Genomic DNA, 26,121 nt, shown 5'->3' on the forward strand with positions numbered 1-26,121 from the left:
CCCGCGGCCCCCGCCGGCCCGCCGCCCGCCGCCCCGCCCCGCCGCCCCGCCGTCGCCGCCCGCCACCAAGCGCCACGCCCGGCCCCGATACCAGCCGCCCGCAACTCTTCCCAACGAACTCAGACCTCGACTCACACCCACACCCTCAGCAGCTGGGACCGTTCAGAATGGCACGATAGAAAGCGATGAAACTCTTTAAGCGCCCGAAGAAACCGGGTGTGTTGCCCATGCCTCTCTGGCTGCAGGGAATGTTCGAACTCGGCCAGGCGGCAGTGCTGTCAGCCCTGGTCGTGATCCTGCCGCTGACTGGAGTGTGGGCAGCAAACGGGTTCTCAGACCGGGACTACGCATCCCTGGCACGACTCAGCGGACAAGCCTGGCTGCTGCTGCACGGAGTGCCGCTGTCACTGACATATCCGGCAGGAACCGTAGGCCCGGAAGAATCCGGAGGACTGCTGTCCCTCATCCCGCTGGGACTGACACTCATCCCCTTCTTCCTCTGCTGGAGGGCAGGACGCAGACTTGCCCGCGCCTGCTACACAGACCAGCTCTGGCAGGCACTGCTCGGAGCGCTGGGCACCTACGCCCTGCTCGGAACCGCCGCGGCATACTTCTCCGCAAATGAGGACGTGAGCATCTCCCTGGTTGCCGGTGCGCTGATACCCCTTGTCTCCGCAGGACTCGGAGTCATCATCGGGGCAAGGATGGAAGCCGGATCCTGGGTACGCCTCATCGGAGTGGACCTCACAGACTGGATAGCCAGAACCAGCCAGCACTCACGCTGGGCCGGATCCTACCTGTGGGCAGCTGTCCGGGCCGGAGTCGTCGGAATCGTGGCGGCAGTCGGACTCGCAGCAGTTCTTTTTGTGGTTGCACTGGCAGTGAGCTGGGCAGAGATCGCAACCGTTTACCAAAAGCTCGACGCCGGAATCATCGGAGGCATCGTCCTCACCGTCGCGCAGCTGGGACTGCTGCCAAACCTGGTTCTCTGGACACTCGCCTGGGCATCCGGTGCGGGATTCAGCATCGGAACCGGAAGCATCATCAGTCCGCTCGAAACCACGGTTGGCCCCCTCCCGGCGGTCCCGGTACTGGCAGCCCTGCCCAGCGGCCAGCCGGAATACGCCTACGCAGCACTGCTCATCCCTGTCGTGGCAGGAGTGCTGGCAGGATGGTGGTTCCTGCGCGAAGGAGAGAATCACTTCGATGAATGGATCTCCATCAAGGTCAGCGCCAGGTGGTTCACGGCATCCGTTTCAACCATCTGCCTAGGTGCCGTGATTGGCCTGGTTTCCGGACTCCTGGCAGCTGCAGCCGCACTCATTGCCCGCGGATCGCTGGGCATCGGCAGATTCGTGGACATAGGCCCCGACCCGCTCTGGACCGGAATCTGGATCGCAGCGGAAGTCGCCGTCGGCGTCGTTATTGGTTACGCCGCCGGCCCCTGGCTGGAACGCGAACGCTCGCGGCGACCAGTAACTGCCTCAAAGGCGTAACTACCCGCCGGCCAAAACCAGCCAAACGCAGGACCGTTACGGCTGGGGAAGCATTCCGCCGAACGTCAGGTATTCCTTGGTGCAGGTTTCCGTGGCCTGGACAGTCAGGGCCGACTGCATGCAGGTCTCGTACTTGGCGGTAAGCGGCCACAGAGCCACTTGGGCAGCCAGACCGAGGGTCATGAACGCAGTTGCCGCCAGGCCCATCGAGACCACAATCCGCATAAAAGCGCCCAGACCATACCGGACAACCTTCACCAGAGTCATGACGCCGACCACCACGGCTGCAACACCCAGCACAAGGGGAAGCAGCTTCCAGGGCAGCATCAAGTCGGAACTGAGCAGCATTCCCAGCAGCAGGGCAATAAACACCCACATGTAGGACCGGGCTTCCTTCGACTGTGCCTCAGTGGGCTCCGGTTTGCGGGTAGCCGGCGGAAACGGCGGTCGCGGGCGTACGTCAGGGCCGTCGTTAGTCATGGATTAAGCCTAGGTGACGCTTCGACCTAAGGTTGACACATGCGAATCGTTGTTCTGGTCTCCGGCACAGGCTCCAACCTTCAGGCCGTTCTCGACGCCGTTGCGGCAGGAAAGCTCGACGTCGACATCGCTGCGGTCGGCGCCGACAGGGCCGGAACCTACGGCATCGAACGTGCTGCCGCAGCCGGATACGAAACGTTCGTGGTGAACTTCAAGGACTACCCGGTGCGAGCAGACTGGAACCGCGCGCTGACCGAGAAAGTCGCCTCGTACAATCCCGACGTCGTCCTTTCCTCCGGATTCATGCGGATTGTCGATGAGCATTTCATCGATACGTTCGAGGGACGCTACGTCAACACACACCCTGCGCTGCTTCCGTCGTTCCCCGGTGCGCACGGCGTACGGGACGCACTCGCGTATGGAGTGAAAGTCACCGGCTGCACGGTTCATATTGCCGACGCCGGCGTGGACACCGGTCCGATCCTTGCCCAGGCAGCAGTAGAAGTCCTCGACGGCGATACCGAGGAGACGCTGCACGAGCGTATCAAGGTGCAGGAACGCCAGCTGCTGATCGAGACCCTGCGCAAGATCAGCAAAGAAGGACTCCCAGCGCTCTAAGACGGCGTCTGGACGGCCCGCGGCCGGAGCCGGTTCAGGCACCCCGGAGCCGGTTCAGGCACCCCCCCCAGCTCAGCTGCAGGGACCCTAGTCCACCGCAGAACCCTAGTCCAGCGCAGCACCCCGGGTCTCCGGCGAGAACTTCGCCATCCACAGCACAGCAGCCAGCACCAGCAGCCCGGCCACGGCAAATGAAAGCGGCAGCCCGAGGCACGGCCAAAGCACCGATACAAAAAGCAGCGGTCCGAAACCTGCACCAACCCGCGACGCCGTTGACGCCCAACCAAACCCGCTGGCACGCAGCCGCGTGGGGTAGAGCTCGGAAACATAGGTGTAGAGCACTGGAATGGCCACCTGCACCACAAACCCGTAGATCAAGAGCCATGTCGTTGCGGAAGCCGGAACATCAACCACCAGGGCAACCACCACCAGCGACGCCGCGGCAGCAGGACCTGTAATTCCCAGCAGCCACTTCCGGCCGACCCGCTCCACGAGCAGGGCCGCAGCAACAACACCCAGCAGGCCCACCGCAGCCATGCCCGACGTCGTGAGGAATGCCTTGTACTCGGCATAACCAGCATCGACGAGGATCTTCGGCATCCACTGCAGGGCCAGGTAGTAGACCAGCAAGACCGTCACAAACAGGGACCACGCAGTCACCGTGGATTTCGGATTGCTCCTCCACAATTCGGCAAGCTGGCTGCCGGTGGTCTTCAGGGAGAACTTCTGCACAGGCTCCGGCTCCGGAAGCCGCCACTCGGTCTGGGTTCCTCCCGTACGGCGGATCAGATCATTGATGACGGCGCTGGCCTCCTCGGTGCGGCCCTTGCGGACCAGGAACAGCGGGGATTCCGGAACGGACCTGCGAACCCAGAAGACCAGCAGCGCCGGGATGACCATAATCAGCATGGTCCAGCGCCAGTCCGCGACGGTCGCCATGATGACGGCGGAAGTAACGCCGCAGAGCGCTGCACCTACGGGCCACCATCCGTCCATTGCAGTCAGCACCCGGCCGCGCTGCTTCCGCGGAGTGAACTCACCAACCAGGGCATAGTCCACCGGAACACACCCGCCAAGGCCAACCCCTGCCAGGAACCTGAAGACGCAGAACCACGCGATGTCCGGGGCGAACGCGCCGGCCACCGTGAAGATCGAGAAGATCAGCAGGGTGGCGGTGAAGGCCTGCTTCCGCCCGATCGCGTCTGCAATGGAGCCCCAGAGAAAGGCGCCGATGGCCATTCCCAGCAGGTTCGCGGTGCCGATCCACGCCGCCTGGGCCGGTACGAGGTTCCATTCCTGGGACAACAGGGGGATGAGGACCCCGTTGAGCGTGACATCCCAGGCGTCGAACATAAAGCCCAGCCCGCCGATCAGGAAGATCTTGCCCTGGACGCGCCAGCGCCACGGGAGGTTCTGGACTACTTCATCGCCCGCAGGCAGGGCATGGGTCGTTGTCATCAGGGGGAGGGCCTTCCGCCGGCACTTATAGTCATCAATGCACTAACTGGGGGACACTCTACAACGCCCGGAGCGGGACGGCGGCCGCCGTCCGTAACGTTCGGCGGGCGATGAGCCATCATCCGCAATGTTCGGGCAGGTGAGCCCGGACCCCCAAAACCTGCCGCGTCAAAAGGGTGACGGGCGCGCGCGCGAGTATTACCGGTAGGCCTGCCCCCGGGGAGCCCAAGGCATAAACTCGTCCTTGGGCCGCCCGCAGGCGGCGCGTGCATCGTTCGCCGATACCCAGTTGGAGTGACTTCCGTGAGCAACACCCCCCTTGACCGTGTACCCATCCGCCGGGCCCTCATCTCGGTCTATGACAAGACCGGCCTGACGGAACTGGCCCAGGGCCTCGCCGCCGCTGGAGTCAGCATTGTCTCCACCGGCTCCACCGCAAAGCAGATTGCCGCGGCAGGCATCGAGGTCACCGAGGTTGCCGAGGTCACCGGATTCGCCGAATGCCTGGACGGCCGCGTCAAGACCCTCCACCCGCGCGTGCATGCCGGCATCCTGGCCGACCGCCGCCGGCAGGATCACCGCGACCAGCTGGATGAACTCGGCATCGAACCCTTTGACCTGGTGGTCGTGAACCTTTACCCGTTCGTCGAGACCGTGAAGTCCGGGGCCGCGCAGGACGACGTCGTCGAGCAGATCGACATCGGCGGGCCCTCCATGGTCCGTGCCGCCGCCAAGAACCACCCCTCTGTCGCCGTCGTCGTTGACCCGGCCAAGTACTCCGCTGTCACCGCGGCCGCCGCTGAAGGCGGCTTTGACCTAAACGCACGACGCCGCCTGGCCGCCGAAGCGTTCGCGCACACCGCCGCCTATGACACAGCCGTAGCGAAGTGGACTGCCGCGCAGTTCGGCGACGGCACCGAAGAAGGAGCCGCCTGGCCCGCCTATACCGGCATGGCGCTGGAACGTTCCGAGGTGCTGCGCTACGGCGAAAACCCGCACCAGGCTGCCGCGCTCTATGCGGACCAGGACTCGATGCCCGGCGTCGCCCAGGCAGACCAGCTGCACGGCAAGGCCATGTCCTACAACAACTACGTCGACGCCGATGCCGCCCTGCGCGCCGCTTTCGACTTCGATGAGCCGGCAGTCGCCGTCGTCAAGCACGCCAACCCGTGCGGTGTGGCCGTAGCCTCCCCGGGGGCCGCTGACCCGATCGCCAACGCCCACCTGAAGGCGCACGCCTGCGACCCGGTTTCTGCCTACGGCGGCGTGATTGCGGCGAACCGCACGGTTACCGCCGGCATGGCTGAGACCGTCAAGGACATCTTCACTGAGGTTGTCATCGCGCCGGACTTCGAGCCGGAGGCCGTGGAGATCCTCTCCCGGAAGAAGAACATCCGCCTGCTCACCCTCCCGGACGGCTACGGCCGCAACCCGCTGGAGTTCCGCCAAGTCTCCGGCGGCGTGCTGATGCAGCAGCCGGACACGGTTGAAGCCGAAGGCGATGATCCGGCGAACTGGACCCTGGCAGCGGGGGAGCCCGCTGAAGAAAAGACCCTCGCGGATCTTGTTTTCGCCTGGCGGGCAGTCCGTGCCGCCAAGTCGAATGCCATCCTGCTGGCCCGCGACGGTGCCTCGGTGGGCGTGGGCATGGGCCAAGTGAACCGCGTCGATTCCTGCAAGCTGGCCGTCGAGCGTGCCAACACGCTGGCAGGCTCAGACGACGAGCGCGCCCGGGGCGCCGTAGCGGCGTCGGACGCTTTCTTCCCGTTCGCCGACGGGCTCGAAATCCTGCTGAACGCCGGCGTCCGCGCCGTGGTCCAGCCGGGCGGATCCGTGCGCGACGAAGAGGTTATCGCTGCCGCGAACGCAGCAGGCGTGCCGATGTACTTCACCGGCGCACGCCACTTCTTCCACTAGGAACACTCCAGCCACGCCCGGCCGCGGGCCGCACGGATCATGTCCGCATGCGGCCCGCGGTTTAGGGAGCGCATCTGCGCTGTGGCATAGTTGGACACAGAAACCAGACCCAAAAGCCGGGTCCCCGCATGTCTAAAGCCATGTCCGGACCCCCATTCCACAAGGAGACCGTGTGGCTGACAAAATCAAGGTTGTGGGCTCTGTCGTAGAGCTCGACGGCGACGAGATGACGCGGATCATCTGGCAGTTCATCAAGGACCGCCTGATCAACCCGTACCTGGACGTAGACCTCAAGTACTACGACCTCTCGATCCAGAACCGTGACGCCACGGACGACCAGGTCACCATCGACGCGGCCAACGCCATCAAGGAACACGGCGTGGGCGTCAAGTGCGCAACCATCACCCCCGATGAGGCCCGCGTTGAGGAATTCGGCCTGAAGAAGATGTGGGTTTCCCCGAACGGGACCATCCGCAACATCCTCGGCGGCGTCGTCTTCCGCGAACCGATCATCATCTCCAACATCCCGCGCCTGGTTCCGGGCTGGAACAAGCCGATCATCATTGGCCGCCACGCACACGGCGACCAGTACAAGGCCACCAACTTCAAGGTTCCGGGTGCCGGCACCCTGACCCTGACCTACACCCCGGCCGACGGCGGCGAAGAAATCAAGCAGACCGTTGTCACGTACCCCGAAGAGGGCGGTGTGGCCATGGGCATGTACAACTTCAACGAGTCCATCAAGGACTTCGCGCGGGCATCCTTCGCCTACGGCCTGCAGCGCAACTACCCGGTGTACCTCTCCACCAAGAACACGATCCTGAAGGCCTACGACGGCCAGTTCAAGGACCTGTTCCAGGAAGTCTTCGACGCCGAGTTCAAGGACCAGTTCGAAGCGGCCGGCCTCACCTACGAGCACCGCCTCATCGATGACATGGTTGCCTCCGCAATGAAGTGGGAAGGCGGCTACGTCTGGGCCTGCAAGAACTACGACGGCGACGTCCAGTCGGACACGGTTGCCCAGGGCTTCGGCTCGCTGGGCCTCATGACCTCCGTGCTGATGACCCCGGACGGCAAGACCGTTGAGGCTGAAGCTGCACACGGTACCGTGACCCGTCACTACCGCCAGCACCAGCAGGGCAAGCCCACCTCCACCAACCCGATCGCTTCGATCTTCGCGTGGACCCGTGGCCTGATGCACCGCGGCAAGCTGGACAACACCCCCGAGGTCATCAACTTCGCGCAGACCCTTGAAGACGTAGTCGTCAAGACGGTCGAATCCGGCAAGATGACCAAGGACCTGGCACTGCTGGTCGGACCCGACCAGCCGTACCTGACCACCGAAGAGTTCCTCGCCGCACTGGACGAGAACCTCAAGGTGCGCCTGGGCTAAGACCCACACGCATCCTGGCCGCTGACGCCAGGCAGGCAGAAGCCCCGGTCCTTTTGGGCCGGGGCTTCTGCTTTATGCGTTAGGAGGACGAGCCGCTGTCCATGCCGCCGCTGCCGGAGGAACCGCTGCCGGAACTGAAGCCACCGGAACCGGAACCGCCGGACCCCGAACCGCCCGACCCCGAACCGGAGCCGAAACCGGACCCCGAACCGCTGCTGCCAGCGGGGGAGCCTGAGGAAGAGCCGGAAGACCCGGAAGAGACGGATGAACTTACCGTTTCTGATTCGCCGCTGATGACATTGCTGTCACCCGTGTAGGACGAGGAAACCTCAATCTTGCGGGGCTTCGCCCGCTCGCTCACGGGGATGAACACGCTCAGGACACCGTTTTCGTACTTCGCGGAGATGCCCTCGATGTCGATGCCCTGGCCAAGGTTCAGCTGGCGCAGGAACGTGCCGGATTCTCGCTCGCGGTTCAGCCAAGTGGCTCCCTCAGGTACGTGGATGGTGCGTTCAGCCCGGATGGTCAGCAGTTGGCCATCAACATCCACATCGACCGATCCCGGATCTATGCCGGGCAGGTCTGCGTTCAAGATGTAGTGGTCGCCCTCGCGGTACAGATCAATGGGCATCAGCCGCAGCCGCTGCCGGGGATCCAGAAGGGCGCCTGCCATGCGGTCCAGTTCGCGGAAAGGATCGAATTTCATGGCCATTCTCATCAACTCCTTTTCACCCGTCCCGTTCAGACGGGTGGATGTGTTCTTCACTGACAGGAATAACGAAGGGTCGACTACTTGAGCGGTAACCCGTTTGGGTTGAGTCATGTCCACTCAAGACAGAATTAGGCTAGCACTCGCCATAATCGAGTGCCAGAGGTCATGCAAAAACCCGGCTCCGGGTGATCAATTCACCGGCCAGAGATGAACCGGTTCATTGCTGTGCATATGGTGCCAGTAGCGGCGGGTCATTTCGGCCAGTGCCGAGGTGCGGTCATACCCTTCGCGTTCAAGGTTCGCCAGGACGGATACCTGCCAGGCTGCCCCGTTCTGCTCCGTCCGGGCACGTTCGCGGATGACGGTCAGGTAGCGCTCAATCAGTCCGTCGTCGACACCCAGCTCACGCAGGCCGTCGGCAGCCATGGGAACCAGATGGCGCACTACCAGCTCCGCAACCGGAATGTCCCCGATGCCCGGCCAGTACACGGACGCGTCCAGTCCCAGGCGGGAGCACGCCAGGAAGTTGTCCGCCGCGGTCTTGAATGCCGTACGGGTCCACAGCGGACGGTCTGCGGTCCGCAGCGTCTGGACCAGTCCGTAGAAGAAGGCGGCATTGGCGCTGACATCCAGGACAGTGGGCCCGGCCGGCAGTACACGGTTTTCAAGCCGCAGGTTGGGCGTATGCGTACCCGGATCGTAGATGGGCCGGTTCCAGCGGTACACGGTTCCGTTGTGGAGCCGCAGCTCGGGCAGCAGGGGAGCACCGGCGTCCGTTGAGCCGGAGCTGGCGGAGGAAAGTTCGGGCAGCAGCGCCGGGAAGTACCGGACGTTTTCCTCAAAGAGATCGAAGATGGAGGTGATCCAGCGCTCTCCGAACCAGACCCGGGGCCGAACCCCCTGGTTGCGCATCTCCGGAGGCCGGGTATCGATGGCCTGCTTGAAGAGCTCGATCCGGGTTTCCTGCCACAGCACGTGCTCCAGGAAGATGGGCGAATTGGCGGCGAGGGCAACCTGCGGGCCGGCGATCAGCTGGGCAGCGTTCCACGCCGGAGCAAAGTCCGGCGGGCTTACCTCCAGGTGCAGCTGCAGGGACGTGCAGGCGGCTTCAGGAGCTATGTTCTTGGCGTACTGGGTGAGGGACTCGGAACCGTTGAGCGAGAGGTACACGTCCTCGCCGCGGGCCTGGAGCACGGAAGTGTTCAGCGCGGCGTACCGGGCTCCGGCGCTGATCCAGGCATCGCCGTCGAGCACCTCATTGGTGAGGGTAGGAAGGATGCCCACCATCAGGATGTTGGCGTCCGCCTTGGCGGCGAGCTCGTCAGCGCGGTTGAGCTGGCGGCGCAGGCTTTCCTCGAGTTCCAGCAGGCCCTGCCCGCGGATGGACATCGCGGGATGGTTCATTTCGATGTTGAAGGCGCCCATCTCCGTCTGGAACGACGGATCTGCTATTTCCTCGAGCACCGATGAGTTCCGCAGGGCCGGAGTGAAGTCGTCATTGGTGAGGTTCAGCTCAAGTTCGACGCCGATGCTGGCGGTGTCGGCGAACTGCGCGGTACCCAGAAAACCGGCGAACCGGTCAAGGTTCTCCAGCAGGCGGCGACGGTAGCGGGTCCGCTCTTCGCGGGTGAACGACCTGGCGTTGACCTCTGTTCCCATGGATGAAGATAACCACGCCGGAGTGGGGATGTATAGCGTCCCGGAGGCCCTTATGTGCCCGGCTGCCTGCAGCTTGCCGCAAAAGAAAACCGTCCGTCCGGAAACACTGTGTTCCGGACGGACGGCAACGTGCTGCGAAGCTTATTCGAGCTTGCTGACCGGCTCCAGCGAAGCGAGCCGACGCTCGTCATTGGGGTACCGGACACCGATCTGGGCTCGGACCTCATCGAAGAGCTGCATGGTCTGCAGTGAGTCGGACCATGGCATGGTCGGACTTTCGGTCAGCCCTTCCTGGACGCAGCGCGTGACTTCCCGCAGCTCATAGGTATAGCCGTTGCCAACCTGCTGGAAGCGCTCGGTGCGCGAGGGGCCCATGTGCTGGTGGACGTGCAGTTCCACCGGATTATGCAGGGGAGCGCCGGTCCGGATCCAGCCTTCGCTGCCGCAGATGGTGGCGGTGCGGGGACCGGAGGCGAGCAGGGAGGACGTCAGCTGGGCCTGCGCGCCCGAGTCATAGCCGAGGTTCAGCGCATTCTGGGTATCGACGCCGTCGGCGTTCAGGGTGCCCGAGGCCTGGACCCGCTGGGGGAAGCCCAGCGCCCCGACCGCCAGGGTCAGCGGATAGACCGTAAGGTCCAGCAGCGCGCCGCCGCCGGCAGCGGGATCCCACAGGCGGCTTGCGGGGTCATAGGGGGCGGGGAACCCAAGGTCGGCCTGCACCCACTGGATCTCGCCAAGCTCGCCGCTGGAGATGATTTCCCACAGCCTGTTGATGCAGGGAAGGAACCGTGTCCACACGGCCTCCATCAGGAAGACGCCCCTGCGTCCGGCAACCTCAATCAGGTCTGCCAGTTCCGCGGCGTTGATGGTGATCGATTTTTCGCACAGGACGTGCTTGCCTGCATCGAGGGCTTCACGAGTCAGCTCATAGTGCTGGGCATGCGGGGAGGCGATGTAGACGACGTCGACTTCCGGGTCTGCGAAGAGCTGGCGGTAGCCCTTGCCTCGTGCCTCGTCGTCGTAATAGCTGGCAGCAAAGCCGAAGCGGTGGGCAAATTCGACGGCGGTCGCCTCGGAGCGGGAACTGACCGCCTGCAGGACGGCGTCTTCAAGCCTGGCGATGTCTTCGGTGACGCGGGCCGCGATGCGGCCGGTGGCGACGACGCCCCATCGAAGGGTTCGGCCGGTGGCCTGGACCGGGCTGGGTGCCCCCTGAAGGACGCACGGCGGTGTGCGGATAAACTGCGGGGCGCTCATATTCCTCGGCTCTCATTACGTGGCTTGGCTGCGCAAGTGTCTCGGCAATAGAACTACCTTATGGTCCCTGCCCCCGGCTGCCCAGTCCCGATGCCGAGACGGGCCCGGTTTGCGGGGCCGGTACGGAAAAGCCCGGGCTGCTTCCGTGCGGAAGACAGCCCGGGCCGTACACGTCAGCGCTGTGGACTACTTGACCAGTTCGGCCAGAGTCGGATCGTTGGCGTAAGCCTCGGCAGCGTTGTCCTTGGTGACGATCTGCGGCTCAAGCAGGTAAGCCGGAACAACCTTCACGCCGTTGTCGTAGGACTCGTCGTCATTGATTTCCAGCTCTTCGCCGGCACCGAGACCCTTGACCATGTCGATGGTGTGGTTCACCAGGGCACGGGTGTCCTTGTTGATGGTGGAGTACTGGACGCCTTCCATGATGGACTTCACGGACTCAACCTCGGAGTCCTGGCCGGTGACAACCGGAACCGGCTTGCCGGCAGCTGCAACGGAGGTCAGGATGGCGCGGGCCAGGGTGTCGTTGGGGGAGAGGACGCCGTCAAGCTCTTCGGAACCGTAGGAACCCGAGAGCAGGGTGTCCATGCGCTTCTGGGCGTTCTCGGCCTTCCAGCCCTGGGTAACAGCCTGGTTGAATTCGGTCTGGCCGGAAACAACGTTCAGGTTGCCCGCTTCGATTTCCGGCTTCAGGACGTCCATTGCGCCGTCGAAGAAGACCTGCGCGTTGGCGTCATCGGGGGAACCAGCGAACAGTTCGATGTTCCACGGGCCTTCGGGCTTGTTGGCCTTCATTCCGTCCAGCAGGGCCTGGCCCTGGAGCTGGCCGACCTGGAAGTTGTCGTAGGCGACGTAGTAGTCGACGTTCTCGGTGTTGGTCAGCAGGCGGTCGTAAGCGATGACGGTGATGCCGGCATCCTTGGCTTCCTGCAGCTGCGAACCGAGCTGGGCGCCGTCAATGGCACCGACAACCAGGACCTTGACACCGTTGGTGATCATGGAGCTGATCTGGTTCTGCTGCTCGGAAACGCCGCCGTTGGCGAACTGGACCTGCGGCTCGTAGCCGGCTTCCTTCAGGCCGTCGTTGAACAGGCCTTCTGCGAGGACCCAGTTCTCCGAGGTCTTCTGGGGCAGTGCGACGCCGATTGCCGATCCTTCTTCGAAACCGGCTGCTTCGCCGGAAGCGGACTCGTCGGCCCGGCCGCAGGCGGACAGCGACAGTGCTGCCACCGTGGCGACGACGGCAAATGACTTTGCGAACTTACGCATGGTGTTCCTTCTCTTGATTGGTGGAGCGGTGGTATTTCGTGGTGCGGATTAATGGGCCCGGTGGGGCTTAGGCATCCGTTCCAATGGTGGATTTGGTGCCGGTGGGCATTTCGGGCTTGGGGTTCACGGGAGCCGGGACGGAAAGCTTGTCCTTGGAACCGAAGTTCTTCATCATCATGCCGATGATGGACGGCTTGCCCTGGCTCTTGTTGTAGACGTCCAGTGCGACGGCGATCAGCAGGACCAGGCCCTTGATGATCGAGGTGAGGTCGGCGCCGATGCCGAGGAGCTGGAGGCCGTTGTTCAGCACGGCCATGACCAAGCCGCCGACGATCGACCCAACCACGGTGCCGACACCGCCGGACACCGCGGCTCCGCCGATGAAGACGGCCGCAATCGCGTCGAGTTCCCAGCCGGTGCCGTCGAAGGGACCGGATGCGGTGGAGCGGGCTACGAAGATCATTCCGGCCAGGGCCGCCAGGATGGACATGTTCATCATGACCAGGAAGTTGACCTTCTTGCTCTGCACGCCGGAGAGCTCAGCGGCGTGCAGGTTGCCACCCACTGCGTAGACGTGGCGGCCGATCACGGTCTTGGTCGAGATGAACACGTACAGGATTACCAGGATGGCCAGGATGATGCCGGACACCGGGAAGGAGGTGCCCGGACGGCCGGTGGAGAAGAGGTACGTGGCGTAGAGGATGGCTGCGACCAGCAGGCCGGTCTTGGTAACGGAGACCCAGGCCGGGGGATTCACGGAGCCGATCTTCGCGGTCTTGGCACGGCGGCGGAACTCTCCGACAATCACGAAGGCGGCGAGCAGCAGGCCCAGGAGCAGGGTGAGGTTGTTGTAGCCGGTGTCCGGACCAATTTCGGGCAGGTAACCGGCGCCGATGACCTGGAATTCCTGCGGTACGGGAACGGTGTTGGACTTGCCGAAGTACTGGTTGGCACCGCGGAAGATCAGCATGCCTGCGAGGGTGACGATGAAGGCCGGTATGCCCACGTAGGCCACCCACAGGCCCTGCCAGGCGCCGATGGCGGCACCAATGAGCAGGCCGAGCAGGATGCCCGCCCACCACGGGATACCCCAGTCCCGCATGGCCATGGCCACCAGGATGCCCGTCACGGCTGCAACCGATCCGACTGAGAGGTCAATGTGCCCGGCAATGATCACAAAGACCATGCCCACGGCAAGGATCAGGATGTAGGAGTTGCCGTTGAACAGGTTGATCATGTTCGTGGGCGTCAGGGTCTTGCCGCCGGTCAGCCACTGGAAGAGGCCGATCAGGACGACGAGGGCAAAGATCATGCCGAACTGGCGGCCGTTGCCGCTCAGCAGCTGTTTCATGGCTTTCATGAGAGGGGTCCTTGGGTGGCGAGGTCGGAGGTGTGCTTGCCGGCTGAGGTCATGAGCCTCATGAGGTTTTCCTGGCTGGCTTCAGCCTTGGAGACCTCACCGGTGATGGCGCCTTCGAAGATGGTGTAGATGCGGTCGGAGAGACCAAGGAGTTCGGGAAGCTCGGAAGAAATCACGATCACGCCTTTGCCCTGGTTGGCGAGCTGCTGGATGATCCCGTAGATCTCATACTTGGCGCCGACGTCGATGCCTCGGGTGGGCTCGTCCAGGATCAGCAGGTCCGGGTCCGTGAACATCCACTTGGCTAGGACAACCTTCTGCTGGTTGCCGCCGGAGAGCTTGGAAACGCCTTCGTCCACGGTGGGGGCCTTGGTGCGCAGGCTGCGGCGGTATTCCTCCGCGTAGCGGTACTCCTCGTCCTTGTCGACGACGACGCCCTTGGTGATCTTCCTGAGGTTGGAGGCCACGGTGGTGGCCTTGATGTCATCGAGCAGGTTCAGGCCCAGGGTCTTGCGGTCTTCGGTGACATAGGCAAGTCCGTGGTTGATCGCCTGCGGCACGGTCTTCAGGACGACTTCCTTGCCGTCCTTGATGATCTGGCCGCTGATGAAGTTCCCATAGGACCGGCCGAAGAGGGATCGTGCGAGTTCAGTGCGGCCGGCGCCCATGAGCCCGGCAAAGCCGACAATCTCGCCGCGGCGGACGTGGAAGGTGGAGCCCTTGCAGACCAGGCGGTCCTGGACCGTGGGGTGGCCTACGGTCCAGTCACGGACTTCGAAGAACACCTCGCCGATGTTCGGCGTGTGGTCAGGGAAGCGTGACTCCAGCGAACGGCCAACCATGCCCTTGATAATGCGGTCTTCGTCCGCGCCGTCAACAGCGACGTCGATGGTTTCAATGGACTTGCCGTCGCGGATGATGGTGATCGAATCCGCGATCTGCTCGATCTCGTTGAGCTTGTGGGAGATCATGATGCAGCTGATGCCCTTGGAACGCAGGCCGGCCATCAGGTCCAGCAGGTGCTGGGAATCCGTCTCGTTCAACGCAGCGGTGGGCTCGTCCAGGATGAGGAGCTTGACCCGCTTGCTCAGCGCCTTCGCGATCTCGACCAGCTGCTGCTTGCCAACGCCAATGTCCTTGATCAGCGTCGTCGGGTCTTCATCCAGGCCTACGCGGGCCATGAGTTCGGAAGCCTCGAGGTTTGCCCTGTCCCAGTCGATGATGCCGAAACGCCTGGGTTCATTTCCCAAAAAGATGTTCTCCGCGATGGAGAGTTCCGGAATCAGTGCCAGTTCCTGGTGGATGATGACAATGCCTGCGGCTTCGGAGGAGCGGATGTCCTTGAACTGGACTTCTTCGCCCTGGTAGATGATCTCGCCGGTGTAGGTGCCGTACGGGTACACCCCGGAGAGAACCTTCATGAGGGTGGATTTTCCGGCGCCGTTTTCACCGCAAATGGCGTGGATCTCACCAGCCTTGACGGTAATCGAGACGTCGGAGAGCGCCTTGACGCCGGGAAACTCTTTGGTGATGGAACGCATTTCCAGAATGGTGTGGTTATGCGGCATGTGTGATTTCCCTGCCGTAGGGGCACTGGGCGCCGAGCGCTCCAGTTGCCCGAGCTGCAACTGCTGCTCGCATACGTGCCTCCCGTTGTGACTTCTTTGTCGTGCCGAGACCCAAAAATAAGGGTCGATAGAGAAGTAAACTCGTAATCCGTACTTGTCGTCAAGTCTTGAACACAAGCACCGAAACTTGATGAAAAAACATAGATTCTAAATAAATGACCTGCCGGAAAGAAAGCGGCAGGTCAGAGGACGGCGTCTGCCTGGGCCAGGACCAGGGAAGCGGCGCCGAGCGCCTCCGCCCGGTCGCCCAGCGATGACATCGTGACGGTGGTCGATTCGCCGATCAGCGGTACGGCATGGCGGAGCAGCCCGCGCTCAATCGGGTTCAGGAAAGCGTCGCCCAGGCCGGTGAGGGAGCCGCCGACCACGATCACCTCCGGGTTCAGGGCGTTGGCGATTCCGGCCATTGCCCGTCCCACCGCCATGCCGGCGTCGTCCACCACCCGCAGTGTTGCCGGGTCTCCGGCGGACGCCTGGCTGATGATGTCCGCCGTCGTGACGGGTTCGGCGGCCGCCCGGCTCAGCAGGTCGATCATGGTGGCGGTGGAAGCTACTGTCTCCAGGCATCCGCGGTTGCCGCACCGGCAAATCAGGCCCTGGTCGGAAATCGTGGCGTGGCCAATTTCGCCGGTGATCCCCACATGGCCGTAAAAAAGCGCACCGTTGATGACGAGTCCGGCGCCGATACCCGTGGCGACCTTCACGAAGATGAGGTTCTCGCAGCCGCCGTGCGGCCCCCACGTCACCTGGGCCAGCGCACCCAGGTTCGCGTCATTGTCGATGTAGACCGGTACCTTCAGGCGCCCGGCGAGGTCCTCGCGCATGTTGATGCCCACCCATTCCGGGAGGATGGCTCCGCGGACTACGGTGCCGCTGCGGCGGTCAATCGGCCCGGGGATTCCTACGCCGGCGCCCAGGACCCGGTCGCGGTCCACGCCGGCGTCCCGGAGTACGGAGTCGAAAAGTTCGGCGGCGGCGTCCATGCCTTCATCGGCGCTGTGGCCTGCCGGCAGTGAGATGGAGTCTTCGCCGACGATCCGGTATCCAAGAGTGGCAAGCACCACCCGGACGTGGCGGCGGCCAATGTCGATCCCTGCCGCCACGGCCCCGTTGTCATTCAGCCGGACCGAGAGCGCGCGCCTGCCGGAACTAGTGGTCGGTTCGGTCTTGACCAGCCCCGCCTCGGACAGCTGCCGGACAATGTTGGAAACCGTGGCACTGGAGAGGCCTGTTGAGCGGGAAAGCTCTGCCTGGGTCTGCGGCCCTGCGGCCAGCAGGGCGTCGAGGATCCGCTGCTGGTTGCGGGCACGCAGCGCCGTCTGGGAGCCGGGTTTGGTGCGCCGGCGGGCGGCGGGTAATGCCCTCATCGTCGAGGGTGATTCGGCAGACATAACGTTCAGCGTCCTATATCAAGTGCTTGTCGTCAAGAAGTGAACGCAACCCGTGTCGCGGTGGTCCTCGATCGGTTCTTCCCGGGTGCCGGGGATGGAGAGGGAAGACTCAGCGCCCTGCCAGGGCCTCCCGGTGTTCCGCCGCCATTTCCAGGTAGTGCGCGGCATTGCGCTGGACCGAGGCGAACTCTTCATCGGTCAGTGTGCGGCGCACCTTGGCGGGAACTCCGGCTACCAGGGAACGCGGCGGAACCTGGGTGCCTTCAAGCACCAGGGCGCCGGCAGCCACGAGGGAACCGGCACCAATCACCGCTCCGTTCATGACGGTTGCGCTCATGCCAACCAGGCAATCGTCCTCCACGGTGCACCCGTGTACGACGGCGTTGTGTCCCACACTGACCCGCTCGCCCACCGTAGTGGGGAAGCCGGGATCAGCATGCAGCACCACATTGTCCTGGAGGTTGGTTCCAGCCCCCACCCGAATCGAGTTTGAATCCCCGCGCACGCAGACGCCGTAGAAGGCGCTGGCACCCGGTCCCAGTTCGACGTCGCCAATCAATGACGCAGTTGGCGCCAGGAAGACGGAAGGATCAGTGACGGGCGTCTTGCCGCGGAGGGTAATGATGTGAGCCATGCAACAACTCTAGCGGGAGCCGGCAGCGGTCTGGCCGGCGGGAAGGCCCGCCCGGCCACACCCGGCTCCGGCGGGTTAGTTGAAGACGATGGTCCGGCGGCCGTCCAGCAGAACGCGGTGCTCGGCGTGCCACTGCACGGCCTTCGAGAGGGTGCGGCCTTCCACGCCGGCGCCCAGGGCAGCAAGGCGCTGCGCAGTGCGGGAATGGTCCACCCGGATGACTTCCTGCTCGATGATCGGACCTTCATCCAGGTCCGAGGTCACATAGTGGGCCGTGGCTCCGATCAGCTTCACGCCGCGGGCATGAGCCTGGTGGTAGGGGCGGGCACCCTTGAAGGAGGGAAGGAAGGAATGATGGATGTTGATCGCCCTGCCGGAGAGCTCCTGGCAGAGTTCGTTGCTGAGGATCTGCATGTACCGGGCCAGCACTACCAGCTCAATGTCCAGCTCCGCCATGAGCGCCCGCAGCTGGTTCTCGGCTTCCTGCTTGGTATCAGCGGCGACCGGGATGTGGTGGAACGGCACACCGTAGAACTCGGCCAGGCCGGCGAGGTCCCGGTGGTTGGAGACGATTGCGGGGATCTCGATGGGCAGGTTGCCCGCCCGCTGCTGGAAGAGCAGGTCGTTCAGGCAGTGTCCGTCCTTGGATGCCATGATCAGCGTGCGTACCGGTACGCCTGCGCGGTGCAGCTCCCAGTCCATGCCGAACTGGCCTGCCACCGGGGCGATCCGGGAGCGGACGCCGTCGTAAGTGCCCGGGGCAGTAAAGTCCACGCGCATGAAGAAGGTGCCGGAGTCGGGGCTGCCGTACTGCTGCGACTCCGTGATGTTCCCGCCGGCCCCGGCCAGCGCGCCGGAAACGGCGTGCACGATTCCGGGCCGGTCTGCGCAGGACAGCGTCAGGGTGTAGGCGCCGGGGTCTGCAGCGGCGCCGGCATCGAAGGACGGGGAAACGGGGGACGCCGGCAGTCCGGCAGTGGCATCTTCTCTCACCTTCCCAAGGTTACCGCCCGGGCCCCCACGGCCTAGGCTGGGTGAATGGACGTTACTTTCGCCCCGCTGATGGATACGGAAGAAGAGGAACTGGTCAAATTCCTGACCACCAACAGTTTCCCGTTCCACCGGATCACCGCGCCCTCGGAGGAGCTGGTGCGGAGGCTGCTGCTGGAAGGCCGGTTCGAGTCCGACGGCGTATGCACCTTCTGGGTCTTCGGCGGCAACCACCGGCTTGGCCTGGTGATCCTGGAGGACCTCGACCAGGACTGCGCGTATTTCGACCTGCGCCTGGTGGAGGAGCACCGGGGGGAGGGCAAAGGCGTTCCCGTGCTGGTCGCCCTCACGGACAAGGTCTTCACGGATCATCCGCACCTGCGCCGCTTTGCGGGAAGGATGCGGGAGGACAACATTGCGATGCGCAAGACGCTGCTGCGCTCCGGATTCGTCAAGGAAGCGCACCTCCGTCAGGAGTGGCCCCTGCCGGACGGGCGGCGGGTGGCGGAAGTTGCCTACGGCCGGCTGCGGTCGGACTGGGAAGCCGGAACTGTTACCGGCTTCGAGTGGGAAGACGTGGCTGCACGGTAGGATGTAACCGTCGCGACTGGCGTTGGGTGGGTAACCACCAGGAAGCGGCACAGTGCAGAACATACCGTGGATCGCACGCCTGGGCCTTCGGTCAAGTTGTCATCTGTTTGTCATGCCCGGACCCCGGGGGTGCCCGGCAGGTAGCCTGACCTATAGAACACCCTTCCCCAGGAGATCCACGTGAGACTATCCACCCAGCCCGTCACCAATGCCCCTCTCTCCGAGGTTGACCCGGAGATTGCCGCAGTCCTGAACGGGGAACTGGCCCGCCAGCGGAACACGCTGGAAATGATCGCTTCAGAGAACTTCGCACCGCGTGCCGTCCTGGAAGCCCAGGGCTCCGTCCTGACCAACAAGTACGCCGAGGGGTACCCCGGACGCCGCTACTACGGCGGCTGCGAGCAGGTAGACGTGGCCGAGAACCTGGCAATCGACCGGGTCAAGGCCCTGTTCGGCGCTGAGTTCGCCAACGTGCAGCCGCACTCCGGCGCGCAGGCCAATGCCGCGGCGCTGGCGGCCCTGATCAAGCCCGGCGAGAAGATCATGGGCCTGAACCTGGCCCACGGCGGGCACCTGACCCACGGCATGAAGCTGAACTTCTCCGGCAAGCTCTACGAGGTTGCCGCCTACGGGGTGGACGAGAACACTTACCGCGTGGACATGGACAAGGTCCGCGAGCAGGCACTCGCCGAAAAGCCGCAGGTAATCATTGCCGGCTGGTCCGCCTACCCGCGCCAGCTGGACTTCGAGGCCTTCCGGTCAATCGCCGACGAAGTGGGCGCGTACCTCTGGACCGACATGGCGCACTTCGCCGGACTGGTGGCAGCCGGCCTGCACCCGAGCCCGGTGCCGTACTCCGACGTCGTGACCTCCACGGTGCACAAGACCCTCGCCGGTCCGCGTTCGGGCATGATCCTGGCCAAGGAAGAATTCGGCAAGAAGATCAACTCCAGCGTCTTCCCGGGCCAGCAGGGCGGCCCGCTGATGCACGTCATCGCAGCCAAGGCCGTGGCCTTCAAGGTGGCCGGGTCGGAAGAATTCCGGGAGCGGCAGGAGCGCGTCCTGGAAGGCGCCCGGATCATCGCCGACCGCCTGACTGCCGCAGACGTGGCTGAGCACGGCGTTTCCGTGCTCACCGGCGGCACGGACGTGCACCTGATCCTGGTGGACCTGCGCAACTCCGTGCTGGACGGCAAGCAGGCAGAAGACCTGCTGCACTCGGTGGGCATCACCGTGAACCGCAACTCGATTCCGTTCGATCCTCGCCCGCCGATGGTCACCTCAGGGCTGCGTATCGGCACCCCGGCCCTGGCCACGCGCGGCTTCGGCGCGAAGGAATTCACCGAGGTGGCTGAGATCATTGCTGCGGCGTTGAAGCCAGCTCCGGACACGGAGGCCCTGCGCCGCCGGGTCACCGAACTCGCCGAGGACTTCCCGCTCTACCCGGGCCAGGAGGAATGGTAATCATGGAAAAAAGCACGAATATGGAAGGCTCCGTGGAGACCGCCGAGGAAACCGCGCCCGCAACCGCAAAGATGCTTGACGGCATCCAGGCCGCCAGGGACATCAAGGCAGAACTCACCGAGCGCATCCAGGTCCTCAAGGACGAACACGGCATCACTCCGGGACTGGCCACCGTCCTGGTGGGCGATGACCCGGCAAGCCACTCCTACGTGGGCGGCAAGCACAAGGACTGCGCCCAGGTGGGCATCAACTCCATCCGCCGCGACCTTCCCGTTGACATCAGCCAGGAAGAGCTTGAAAAAGTCATTGACGAGCTCAACGAGGATCCGGCCGTTACCGGCTACATTGTCCAGCTCCCGCTGCCCAAGCACCTGGACACCAACGCCATCCTGGAGCGCATTGCCCCGGAGAAGGACGCCGACGGCCTGCACCCGGTGAACCTGGGCCGGCTGGTGCTCAACGTCTCCGACCCGATGAACTCCCCGCTGCCGTGCACCCCGCACGGGATTGTGCAGCTGCTGGTGCGCAACGGGCTGGTCCTGACCGGAAAGAACGTCCTGGTGATCGGCCGCGGCGTCACGGTTGGCCGGCCGCTGGGCCTGCTGCTGACCCGCCGGCAGATCAACGCCACGGTCACCCTGGCGCACACCGGCACCGTCAACCTGCCTGAGCTCCTGGCTGAGGCCGACGTCGTTGTTGCAGCTGCTGGCTTCCCGGGCATGATCAAGGCTGCCGAGCTGAAGCCCGGCGCGATCGTCCTGGATGTCGGCGTCACCCGGGTAACCGATCCGGAAACCGGCAAGACCACCCTGAGCGGCGACGTCGAAAAGGATGCTGCCTCCGTAGCGTCCTGGATGTCACCGAATCCCGGGGGCGTGGGACCGATGACCCGGGCCATGCTGCTGGCCAACGTGGTTGAAGCCGCGGAGCGCAGCGTAGGAATCCTCCCCGCCGCGTAAACCACCGCCCCGGCGCATCCCGCAGGCCCGTCCTCCCGCAACGGAGGGCGGGCCTGTGCGCGTCCTCGGGCACCCTGCACTATGATTGCCGGGTGCCGCAGATCACAACCTCCAAAACTCCCGCCGTGAGCGGGTTCCAGGGCCCGGTCATCGCCGCGTCGAACCTCACCAAGTCCTACGGGGATTTCACCGCCGTCGACGGAATCAGCTTCGAAGTTCCGGCAGGGGAGTCCTTCGGGCTCCTGGGCCCTAACGGCGCCGGAAAATCAACCACGATGAAGATGATCGGCGGTGTCTCCCGGCGAACGTCCGGTGAGCTGGCGATCATGGGCCTGGACCCGAACACCAACGGCCCGGAAGTCCGGGCGCACCTGGGCGTGGTCCCGCAGCAGGACAACCTGGACGAGGAGTTGCGGGTACGGGACAACCTGCTTGCCTATGGCCGCTATTTCGGCCTGCCCAAGAGCTACCTGCAGCCCAAAGCGGACGAACTGCTGGAATTCGCGCAGTTGACGGACAAGGCCAAGGCCCGGGTGGATGACCTCTCAGGCGGCATGAAGCGCCGCCTGACGATTGCCCGCTCACTGATCAACGATCCCAAGATCCTGCTGCTGGACGAGCCCACCACCGGATTGGACCCGCAGGCCCGCCACATTCTCTGGGACCGGCTCTTCCGGCTCAAGGAAGCCGGAGTCACGCTGATCCTCACCACTCACTACATGGACGAGGCCGAGCAGCTCTGCGACCGGCTGATTGTGGTGGACAAGGGCACCATCATGGCCGAGGGGTCACCGGCAGCCCTGATCCGTACCCATTCTTCCCGTGAAGTGGTGGAACTTCGTTTCGGTTCCGAGCGCAACACGACGGTGGCCGCGGAGCTGGATGGAATCGGGGAACGCATTGAGACGCTGCCGGACAGGGTGCTGATTTACGCCAACGACGGCGAAGCGGCACTTGAGGCGGTCAGCGCCCGCGGGCTGCGCCCCATCACTTCCCTGGTCCGGCGTTCCTCGCTGGAGGACGTGTTCCTCCGCCTCACCGGCAGGAGCCTCGTTGACTGAGCAGCGTACGCACGCAGTGCTGGGGCTGCGGTCTCCGCTCACGCCCGAAGAAACCGCACGAAGGGCCCGCCGTTTCGGTGCCTTCTACTATGCAGAGCACTGGCTGCGGCGGATGCGCGGCTACGGGATCACGGTGCTGGTCACAGCGGTCGGAACCCCGCTTGTCTACCTCTTTGGCATGGGGATCGGACTGGCATCGCTGGTGGACACCGGGACCAACGCGGCGTTCGAAGCCGGAAACGGCACCTCGGTGTCCTATCTGATGTTTGTTGCGCCGGCGCTTCTGGCGACGGCGGCGATCATGGTCTCGAGCGAGGAAAACACCTATACGGTCATGTCCGGCTTCAAATGGCGGCGGACGTACTACGGGCCCAATGCGTCGCCGCTGTCCAGCGGCCAGCTGGTGGACGGGCATGTGCTGGGACTTGGTGTCCGGCTGCTGATCACCTGCGGTGCCTACTTCGGCTTCCTGCTGCTGTTTGGGGCAGCGGGCAACCCGGCCACCGCGTGGCTCATGATTTTTACGGCCATCCTGGGCGGGCTTTCGTTCGGCCTGCCGCTGATGGCCTACAGCGCGTCCATCACTGAGGACCGCGGGCAGTTCGCGATGGTCCAGCGGTTCATTGTCATGCCGCTGTTCCTGTTCTCCGGAACGTTCTTCCCGCTGGACACGCTGCCCCTGGTGATCCGCTGGATCGGCTGGATCTCACCGCTGTGGCACGCCACGGAGCTTGGCCGGCTGTTCAGCTACGGACTTGCCGAGCCTGTTCTCCTGACCGTGGTGCATGTGGCCTACCTGCTGGTCCTCGCAGCGGGCGGCTGGGTCCTGGCACGGCGCACTTTCACCCGGAGGCTGGGCAAATGAGCACTGAACACCGTACCGGCACTGAACACGGTACCGGGGCCCAACACGGTACCGGGGCCCAACACGGTACCGGGGCAGCGGCGTCGGACTTTCTGGCTCCCGGGTCACCGGCGCTGGCGGGGAACCGCTTCCTGGGTTCCCTGTACGCCCGGAACATCCGCGCCGTTTTTGCCCGCGGCCTAAAGGCCACCTGGGGAACCAACTGGTCCATCATGATCAGCGGCTTCGTCGAACCCGTGCTGTACCTGCTCGCCATGGGTATTGGACTGGGCGCGCTGATCGGCACCGTCACCGGCCCGGGCGGGGAACAAATCAGCTATGCCGCGTATATCGCCCCGGCACTGCTGGCTGTATCCGCCATGAACGGTGCGGTTTACGACTCCACCATGAACGTGTTCTTCAAGCTCAACTACGCCAAGCTCTACGAGGGCATGCTGGCCACCTCGCTGGGGCCGCTGGACGTGGCATTGGGGGAGATCCTGCTGGCGCTGCTGCGCGGGGCCATGTACGCCACCGGCTTTACCGCCGTCATGGCAGCCATGGGTTTGGTGACTTCTCCGCTGGCTCTGCTGATGATTCCCGCGGCGGTAGTCGTGGCATTTGGGTTTGCGTCCTTCGGGATGGCGATCACCAGTTACATGAAGACTTTCCAGCAGCTGGACTGGGTCAGCTTCGTCATGCTGCCGATGTTCCTTTTCTCTGCCACCTTCTACCCGCTGAGCGTCTACCCGCAGGCCGTGCAGTGGCTGATCCAGGCGCTGCCGCTGTGGCACGGCGTGGAGATGCTGCGCCAAATCAGTGCCGGAGCGTTCAGCCTGGCTACGGCCGGCCACCTGCTCTACTTCGTGGTCATGATCGCCATCGGCCTGATTGTCACGACCCGCCGGCTCGAAGCGCTGTTCCAGAAGTAACTGCTCCAGCAGTGCTGTTCCAGAAATAACTGTCCCGGGGCAGGGCATCCCTGCCCGCTTTGCGCCCTGCCCCGGATCCGGTCGGGTCAGGGCGTCCGGACACGTGCAGCCAGTGCCGCTTGAAGGCGGGATTCAACGCCGAGCTTGGCCAGCACCCTGGAGACATGGGTCTTCACGGTGGTTTCCGAGATGCCCAGCTTGCGGGCGATGCGGACATTGCTCAGGCCCTCGGCTAGGCAGTCGAGGACTTCCTCCTCGCGCGCCGTCAGCTCCATCTCAGGGGCAGCGGCCTGCCCCTGGGCGGCCGGAGCATCCGGGTCTGAACCGGCACGGCCGGAGACGAAAGCATCCACCAGCCTGCCGGCGACTTCCGGCGCAATGACGGTGCCGCCGTCGTGCACCCGGCGCAGCGCCGCCGTGATTTCCGCCGGTTCGGCCGTTTTGAGCAGGAACCCGGCTGCACCTGCGGACAGCACGCCGAAAAGATAGGAATCGTGGTCGAAGGTTGTCAGGGCAACAACCTTGGCCAGCCCGGCACCGGCAATCTCCCCGGTGGCCTGGACGCCGTCCACCACAGGCATCCTGAGGTCCATGAGCACGACGTGCGGGCCCAGCGCACGGGCCATACGGACCGCGGTGGCGCCGTCGGCGGCTTCGCCTACCACCTCGAACCCGGGTTCGGTCTCCAGCACCATGCGCATGCCCAGCCGGATCGCGGCGTGGTCGTCCGCGAGCAGCACCCGAATGTTCCCGCTCATGCTGTGGTTCCTCCTGCGCTGATCTTTGCCTGGGCCGTAAGCGGTGCTTGAGCGAGGGGCAGCTCGGCTTCCACTTTCCAGCCCGTGCCAGCTGAGGCCGGACCTGCCCAGGCCTTGCCGCCAAGCTGCTCGGCACGTGCCAGCATGCTCGGAATACCGGTGCCGGTCCCTCCTGCGGGCGAATCGGATGCCGGTCCGGCCAGCTTCCCGCCGTCGTCCTCCACCACCAGCCGCAGCCCTGACGGCGTGCGCTCCAGCAGCATGCTAACCCGTGCACCGTCCGTGTGCCGGGCTGCGTTCACCAGCGCCTCCACTGCGATCCGGTAGATGGCAGCCTGCACCGGGGAGGGAAGGTCATCGCTGGCCCGGTTCGTCCAGTCAATGCTCATTCCGGCTGCCCGGTGCCCGGCGACCACCCCGTCCAGGTCCTGGATGCTGCCCGCAAGGGGGCGGGGGACACCAGTGCTGAGGGTGCGGATCATCCCGTTCAGTTCCTCCAGGCCCTTCACGGACTCGTGGCGCACATGGGCCAGCACCTCGGCAGGCAAGGTACTGCCCTGCGGGCTGCGCAGCGCCGCTCCGGACTGAAGGGCAATGGCGGAGAGCCTGGAGGAGAGGACATCATGCAGTTCCCTGGCCATGTCCTGCCGTTCGGCTGCCAGCGCCAGTTCATGTTCGCGCGCGGCCAGGCGTTCCTGGTCCCGGGCAGCGGCCCGGATGGCGGCAGCCCGCGCCGTCTCGCTCTCCGCGAGCTGGCCCGCCTTGCGCAGGTTGGACGCCCACTCCGCGGGGAGCAGGAGCACCATTCCGGTCAGCAGGACGACTGTGACGGCGTCGCGCAGGTCTCCGGTCAGCGACCACACCGCCAGACCCGAGGCACCGCAGAGCACCAGCACGCTTACCTCCGCGGCGCGGGCTGCACGGGCGGATCCAAACAGCACCAGCGAGAAGACCGCCTCGAAGGCCAGGAACAGACCTGCCGTGCTGTTGGCCAGCACCAGAAGCACGGCGGCGGTGAAACAGACCGAAACCATAACGGCAGTGAGCCTGCGGCGCAGCACGACGACGCCGCAGCCCACCAGTGTGAGCAGGGGCCACCACGGCACCAGGGCCGGGAACGCCGCACTGCCGGCGGCCGTCAGGTCCAGGGATTGCATCAGCCAGGCCAGGGCGGCATATCCGAGCGCCAGCAGGGCGTCTTCACGGCGGATCCGGCGGACCGGCGGAGCCTGGCCCCAGGAGGAGTTCAT

General features: G+C 64.6%; 22 protein-coding genes, 1 pseudogene and 1 riboswitch. Of the genes and pseudogenes, 10 read left to right on the top strand and 13 right to left on the bottom strand.

Annotated elements, in window-relative coordinates:
• Positions 1-185 precede the first annotated feature (185 nt).
• The gene (locus ABFX29_RS13585; protein WP_152228775.1) at positions 186-1,496 is read left to right on the top strand and encodes a cell division protein PerM; all 1,311 of its coding nucleotides are present in this window, start codon (positions 186-188) and stop codon (positions 1,494-1,496) included.
• A gap of 36 nt (positions 1,497-1,532) precedes the next feature.
• On the opposite strand, the gene ABFX29_RS13590 is transcribed toward ABFX29_RS13585, so the two are convergent.
• The gene (locus tag ABFX29_RS13590; RefSeq protein WP_152228774.1) at positions 1,533-1,976 is read right to left on the bottom strand and encodes a hypothetical protein; all 444 of its coding nucleotides are present in this window, start codon (positions 1,974-1,976) and stop codon (positions 1,533-1,535) included.
• 39 nt (positions 1,977-2,015) lie between these two features.
• On the opposite strand from ABFX29_RS13590, the gene purN reads away from it, so the two are divergent.
• Entirely contained in the window at positions 2,016-2,594 is a 579-nt protein-coding gene (gene purN, locus ABFX29_RS13595; RefSeq protein ID WP_152228773.1) for a phosphoribosylglycinamide formyltransferase, read from the top strand.
• Between the two features lie 105 nt (positions 2,595-2,699).
• Here purN and ABFX29_RS13600 read toward each other — a convergent pair whose 3' ends face one another.
• Positions 2,700-4,052 carry an MFS transporter gene (locus ABFX29_RS13600; RefSeq protein WP_152228772.1) on the bottom strand — a complete coding sequence of 451 codons (1,353 nt, stop codon included), beginning with the start codon at positions 4,050-4,052 and terminating at the stop codon, positions 2,700-2,702.
• A 303-nt stretch (positions 4,053-4,355) separates the two neighbouring features.
• On the opposite strand from ABFX29_RS13600, the gene purH reads away from it, so the two are divergent.
• Complete coding sequence (gene purH / locus ABFX29_RS13605; protein WP_152228771.1) at positions 4,356-5,969, top strand: bifunctional phosphoribosylaminoimidazolecarboxamide formyltransferase/IMP cyclohydrolase; 1,614 nt, start codon at positions 4,356-4,358, stop codon at positions 5,967-5,969.
• A gap of 172 nt (positions 5,970-6,141) precedes the next feature.
• A complete protein-coding gene (locus ABFX29_RS13610; RefSeq protein WP_082413390.1) occupies positions 6,142-7,362 on the top strand; it encodes an NADP-dependent isocitrate dehydrogenase in 1,221 nt (406 codons plus the stop codon).
• 318 nt (positions 7,363-7,680) lie between these two features.
• On the opposite strand, the pseudogene ABFX29_RS13615 reads toward ABFX29_RS13610, so the two are convergent.
• The 9 genes and pseudogenes from ABFX29_RS13615 to purU form a co-directional block, all read right to left on the bottom strand.
• Positions 7,681-8,074: pseudogene (locus ABFX29_RS13615) on the bottom strand (Hsp20/alpha crystallin family protein); the annotation flags it as partial.
• 189 nt (positions 8,075-8,263) lie between these two features.
• Positions 8,264-9,733, bottom strand: a complete 1,470-nt coding sequence (locus tag ABFX29_RS13620) for a glutamate-cysteine ligase family protein (protein WP_152228769.1) — start codon at positions 9,731-9,733, stop codon at positions 8,264-8,266.
• Positions 9,734-9,874: 141 nt separating this feature from the next.
• Positions 9,875-10,990 (bottom strand): Gfo/Idh/MocA family protein, encoded by a 1,116-nt coding sequence (locus ABFX29_RS13625; RefSeq protein ID WP_152228768.1) that lies wholly within the window; start codon positions 10,988-10,990, stop codon positions 9,875-9,877.
• A gap of 186 nt (positions 10,991-11,176) precedes the next feature.
• On the bottom strand, positions 11,177-12,259 hold the full coding sequence (locus tag ABFX29_RS13630) for a substrate-binding domain-containing protein (protein ID WP_152228767.1): 1,083 nt from the start codon (positions 12,257-12,259) through the stop codon (positions 11,177-11,179).
• Positions 12,260-12,326: 67 nt separating this feature from the next.
• Positions 12,327-13,619: a multiple monosaccharide ABC transporter permease gene (mmsB, locus tag ABFX29_RS13635; protein WP_152228766.1), complete on the bottom strand. Its 1,293-nt coding sequence runs from the start codon at positions 13,617-13,619 to the stop codon at positions 12,327-12,329.
• Positions 13,616-15,187 (bottom strand): multiple monosaccharide ABC transporter ATP-binding protein, encoded by a 1,572-nt coding sequence (gene mmsA, locus ABFX29_RS13640; protein ID WP_152228765.1) that lies wholly within the window; start codon positions 15,185-15,187, stop codon positions 13,616-13,618. The genes mmsB and mmsA overlap by 4 nt, the downstream gene beginning before the upstream one ends.
• Before the next feature lie 242 nt (positions 15,188-15,429).
• Positions 15,430-16,638, bottom strand: a complete 1,209-nt coding sequence (locus ABFX29_RS13645; protein WP_152228764.1) for an ROK family transcriptional regulator — start codon at positions 16,636-16,638, stop codon at positions 15,430-15,432.
• Between the two features lie 109 nt (positions 16,639-16,747).
• Entirely contained in the window at positions 16,748-17,272 is a 525-nt protein-coding gene (locus ABFX29_RS13650; protein ID WP_152228763.1) for a gamma carbonic anhydrase family protein, read from the bottom strand.
• 75 nt (positions 17,273-17,347) lie between these two features.
• Entirely contained in the window at positions 17,348-18,175 is an 828-nt protein-coding gene (purU, locus tag ABFX29_RS13655; protein WP_400488158.1) for a formyltetrahydrofolate deformylase, read from the bottom strand.
• A gap of 135 nt (positions 18,176-18,310) precedes the next feature.
• On the opposite strand from purU, the gene ABFX29_RS13660 reads away from it, so the two are divergent.
• The 6 genes from ABFX29_RS13660 to ABFX29_RS13685 all read left to right on the top strand — a co-directional run bounded on the left by ABFX29_RS13660 (position 18,311) and on the right by ABFX29_RS13685 (position 24,113).
• Positions 18,311-18,853 (top strand): GNAT family N-acetyltransferase, encoded by a 543-nt coding sequence (locus tag ABFX29_RS13660; RefSeq protein WP_152228762.1) that lies wholly within the window; start codon positions 18,311-18,313, stop codon positions 18,851-18,853.
• 2 nt (positions 18,854-18,855) lie between these two features.
• A riboswitch (ZMP/ZTP riboswitch) is annotated at positions 18,856-18,945 on the top strand.
• Positions 18,946-19,033: 88 nt separating this feature from the next.
• Positions 19,034-20,317, top strand: coding sequence for a serine hydroxymethyltransferase (gene glyA / locus ABFX29_RS13665; protein WP_387014794.1), 1,284 nt, complete (start codon positions 19,034-19,036; stop codon positions 20,315-20,317).
• A 20-nt stretch (positions 20,318-20,337) separates the two neighbouring features.
• Positions 20,338-21,276, top strand: a complete 939-nt coding sequence (locus ABFX29_RS13670) for a bifunctional methylenetetrahydrofolate dehydrogenase/methenyltetrahydrofolate cyclohydrolase (RefSeq protein WP_152228820.1) — start codon at positions 20,338-20,340, stop codon at positions 21,274-21,276.
• Between the two features lie 125 nt (positions 21,277-21,401).
• Positions 21,402-22,337: an ABC transporter ATP-binding protein gene (locus ABFX29_RS13675; protein ID WP_211372404.1), complete on the top strand. Its 936-nt coding sequence runs from the start codon at positions 21,402-21,404 to the stop codon at positions 22,335-22,337.
• Entirely contained in the window at positions 22,330-23,202 is an 873-nt protein-coding gene (locus ABFX29_RS13680) for an ABC transporter permease (RefSeq protein ID WP_246167600.1), read from the top strand. Before ABFX29_RS13675 ends, ABFX29_RS13680 begins: the two co-directional genes overlap by 8 nt.
• Entirely contained in the window at positions 23,199-24,113 is a 915-nt protein-coding gene (locus ABFX29_RS13685) for an ABC transporter permease (protein WP_152228759.1), read from the top strand. The genes ABFX29_RS13680 and ABFX29_RS13685 overlap by 4 nt, the downstream gene beginning before the upstream one ends.
• 86 nt (positions 24,114-24,199) lie before the next feature.
• Here ABFX29_RS13685 and ABFX29_RS13690 read toward each other — a convergent pair whose 3' ends face one another.
• Positions 24,200-24,871, bottom strand: coding sequence for a response regulator (locus ABFX29_RS13690; RefSeq protein ID WP_152228758.1), 672 nt, complete (start codon positions 24,869-24,871; stop codon positions 24,200-24,202).
• Positions 24,868-26,121 carry a sensor histidine kinase gene (locus ABFX29_RS13695; protein ID WP_152228757.1) on the bottom strand — a complete coding sequence of 418 codons (1,254 nt, stop codon included), beginning with the start codon at positions 26,119-26,121 and terminating at the stop codon, positions 24,868-24,870. The genes ABFX29_RS13690 and ABFX29_RS13695 overlap by 4 nt, the downstream gene beginning before the upstream one ends.

The organism is Arthrobacter gandavensis, from assembly GCF_039528575.1.
GTDB lineage: Bacteria > Actinomycetota > Actinomycetes > Actinomycetales > Micrococcaceae > Arthrobacter_B > Arthrobacter_B citreus_B.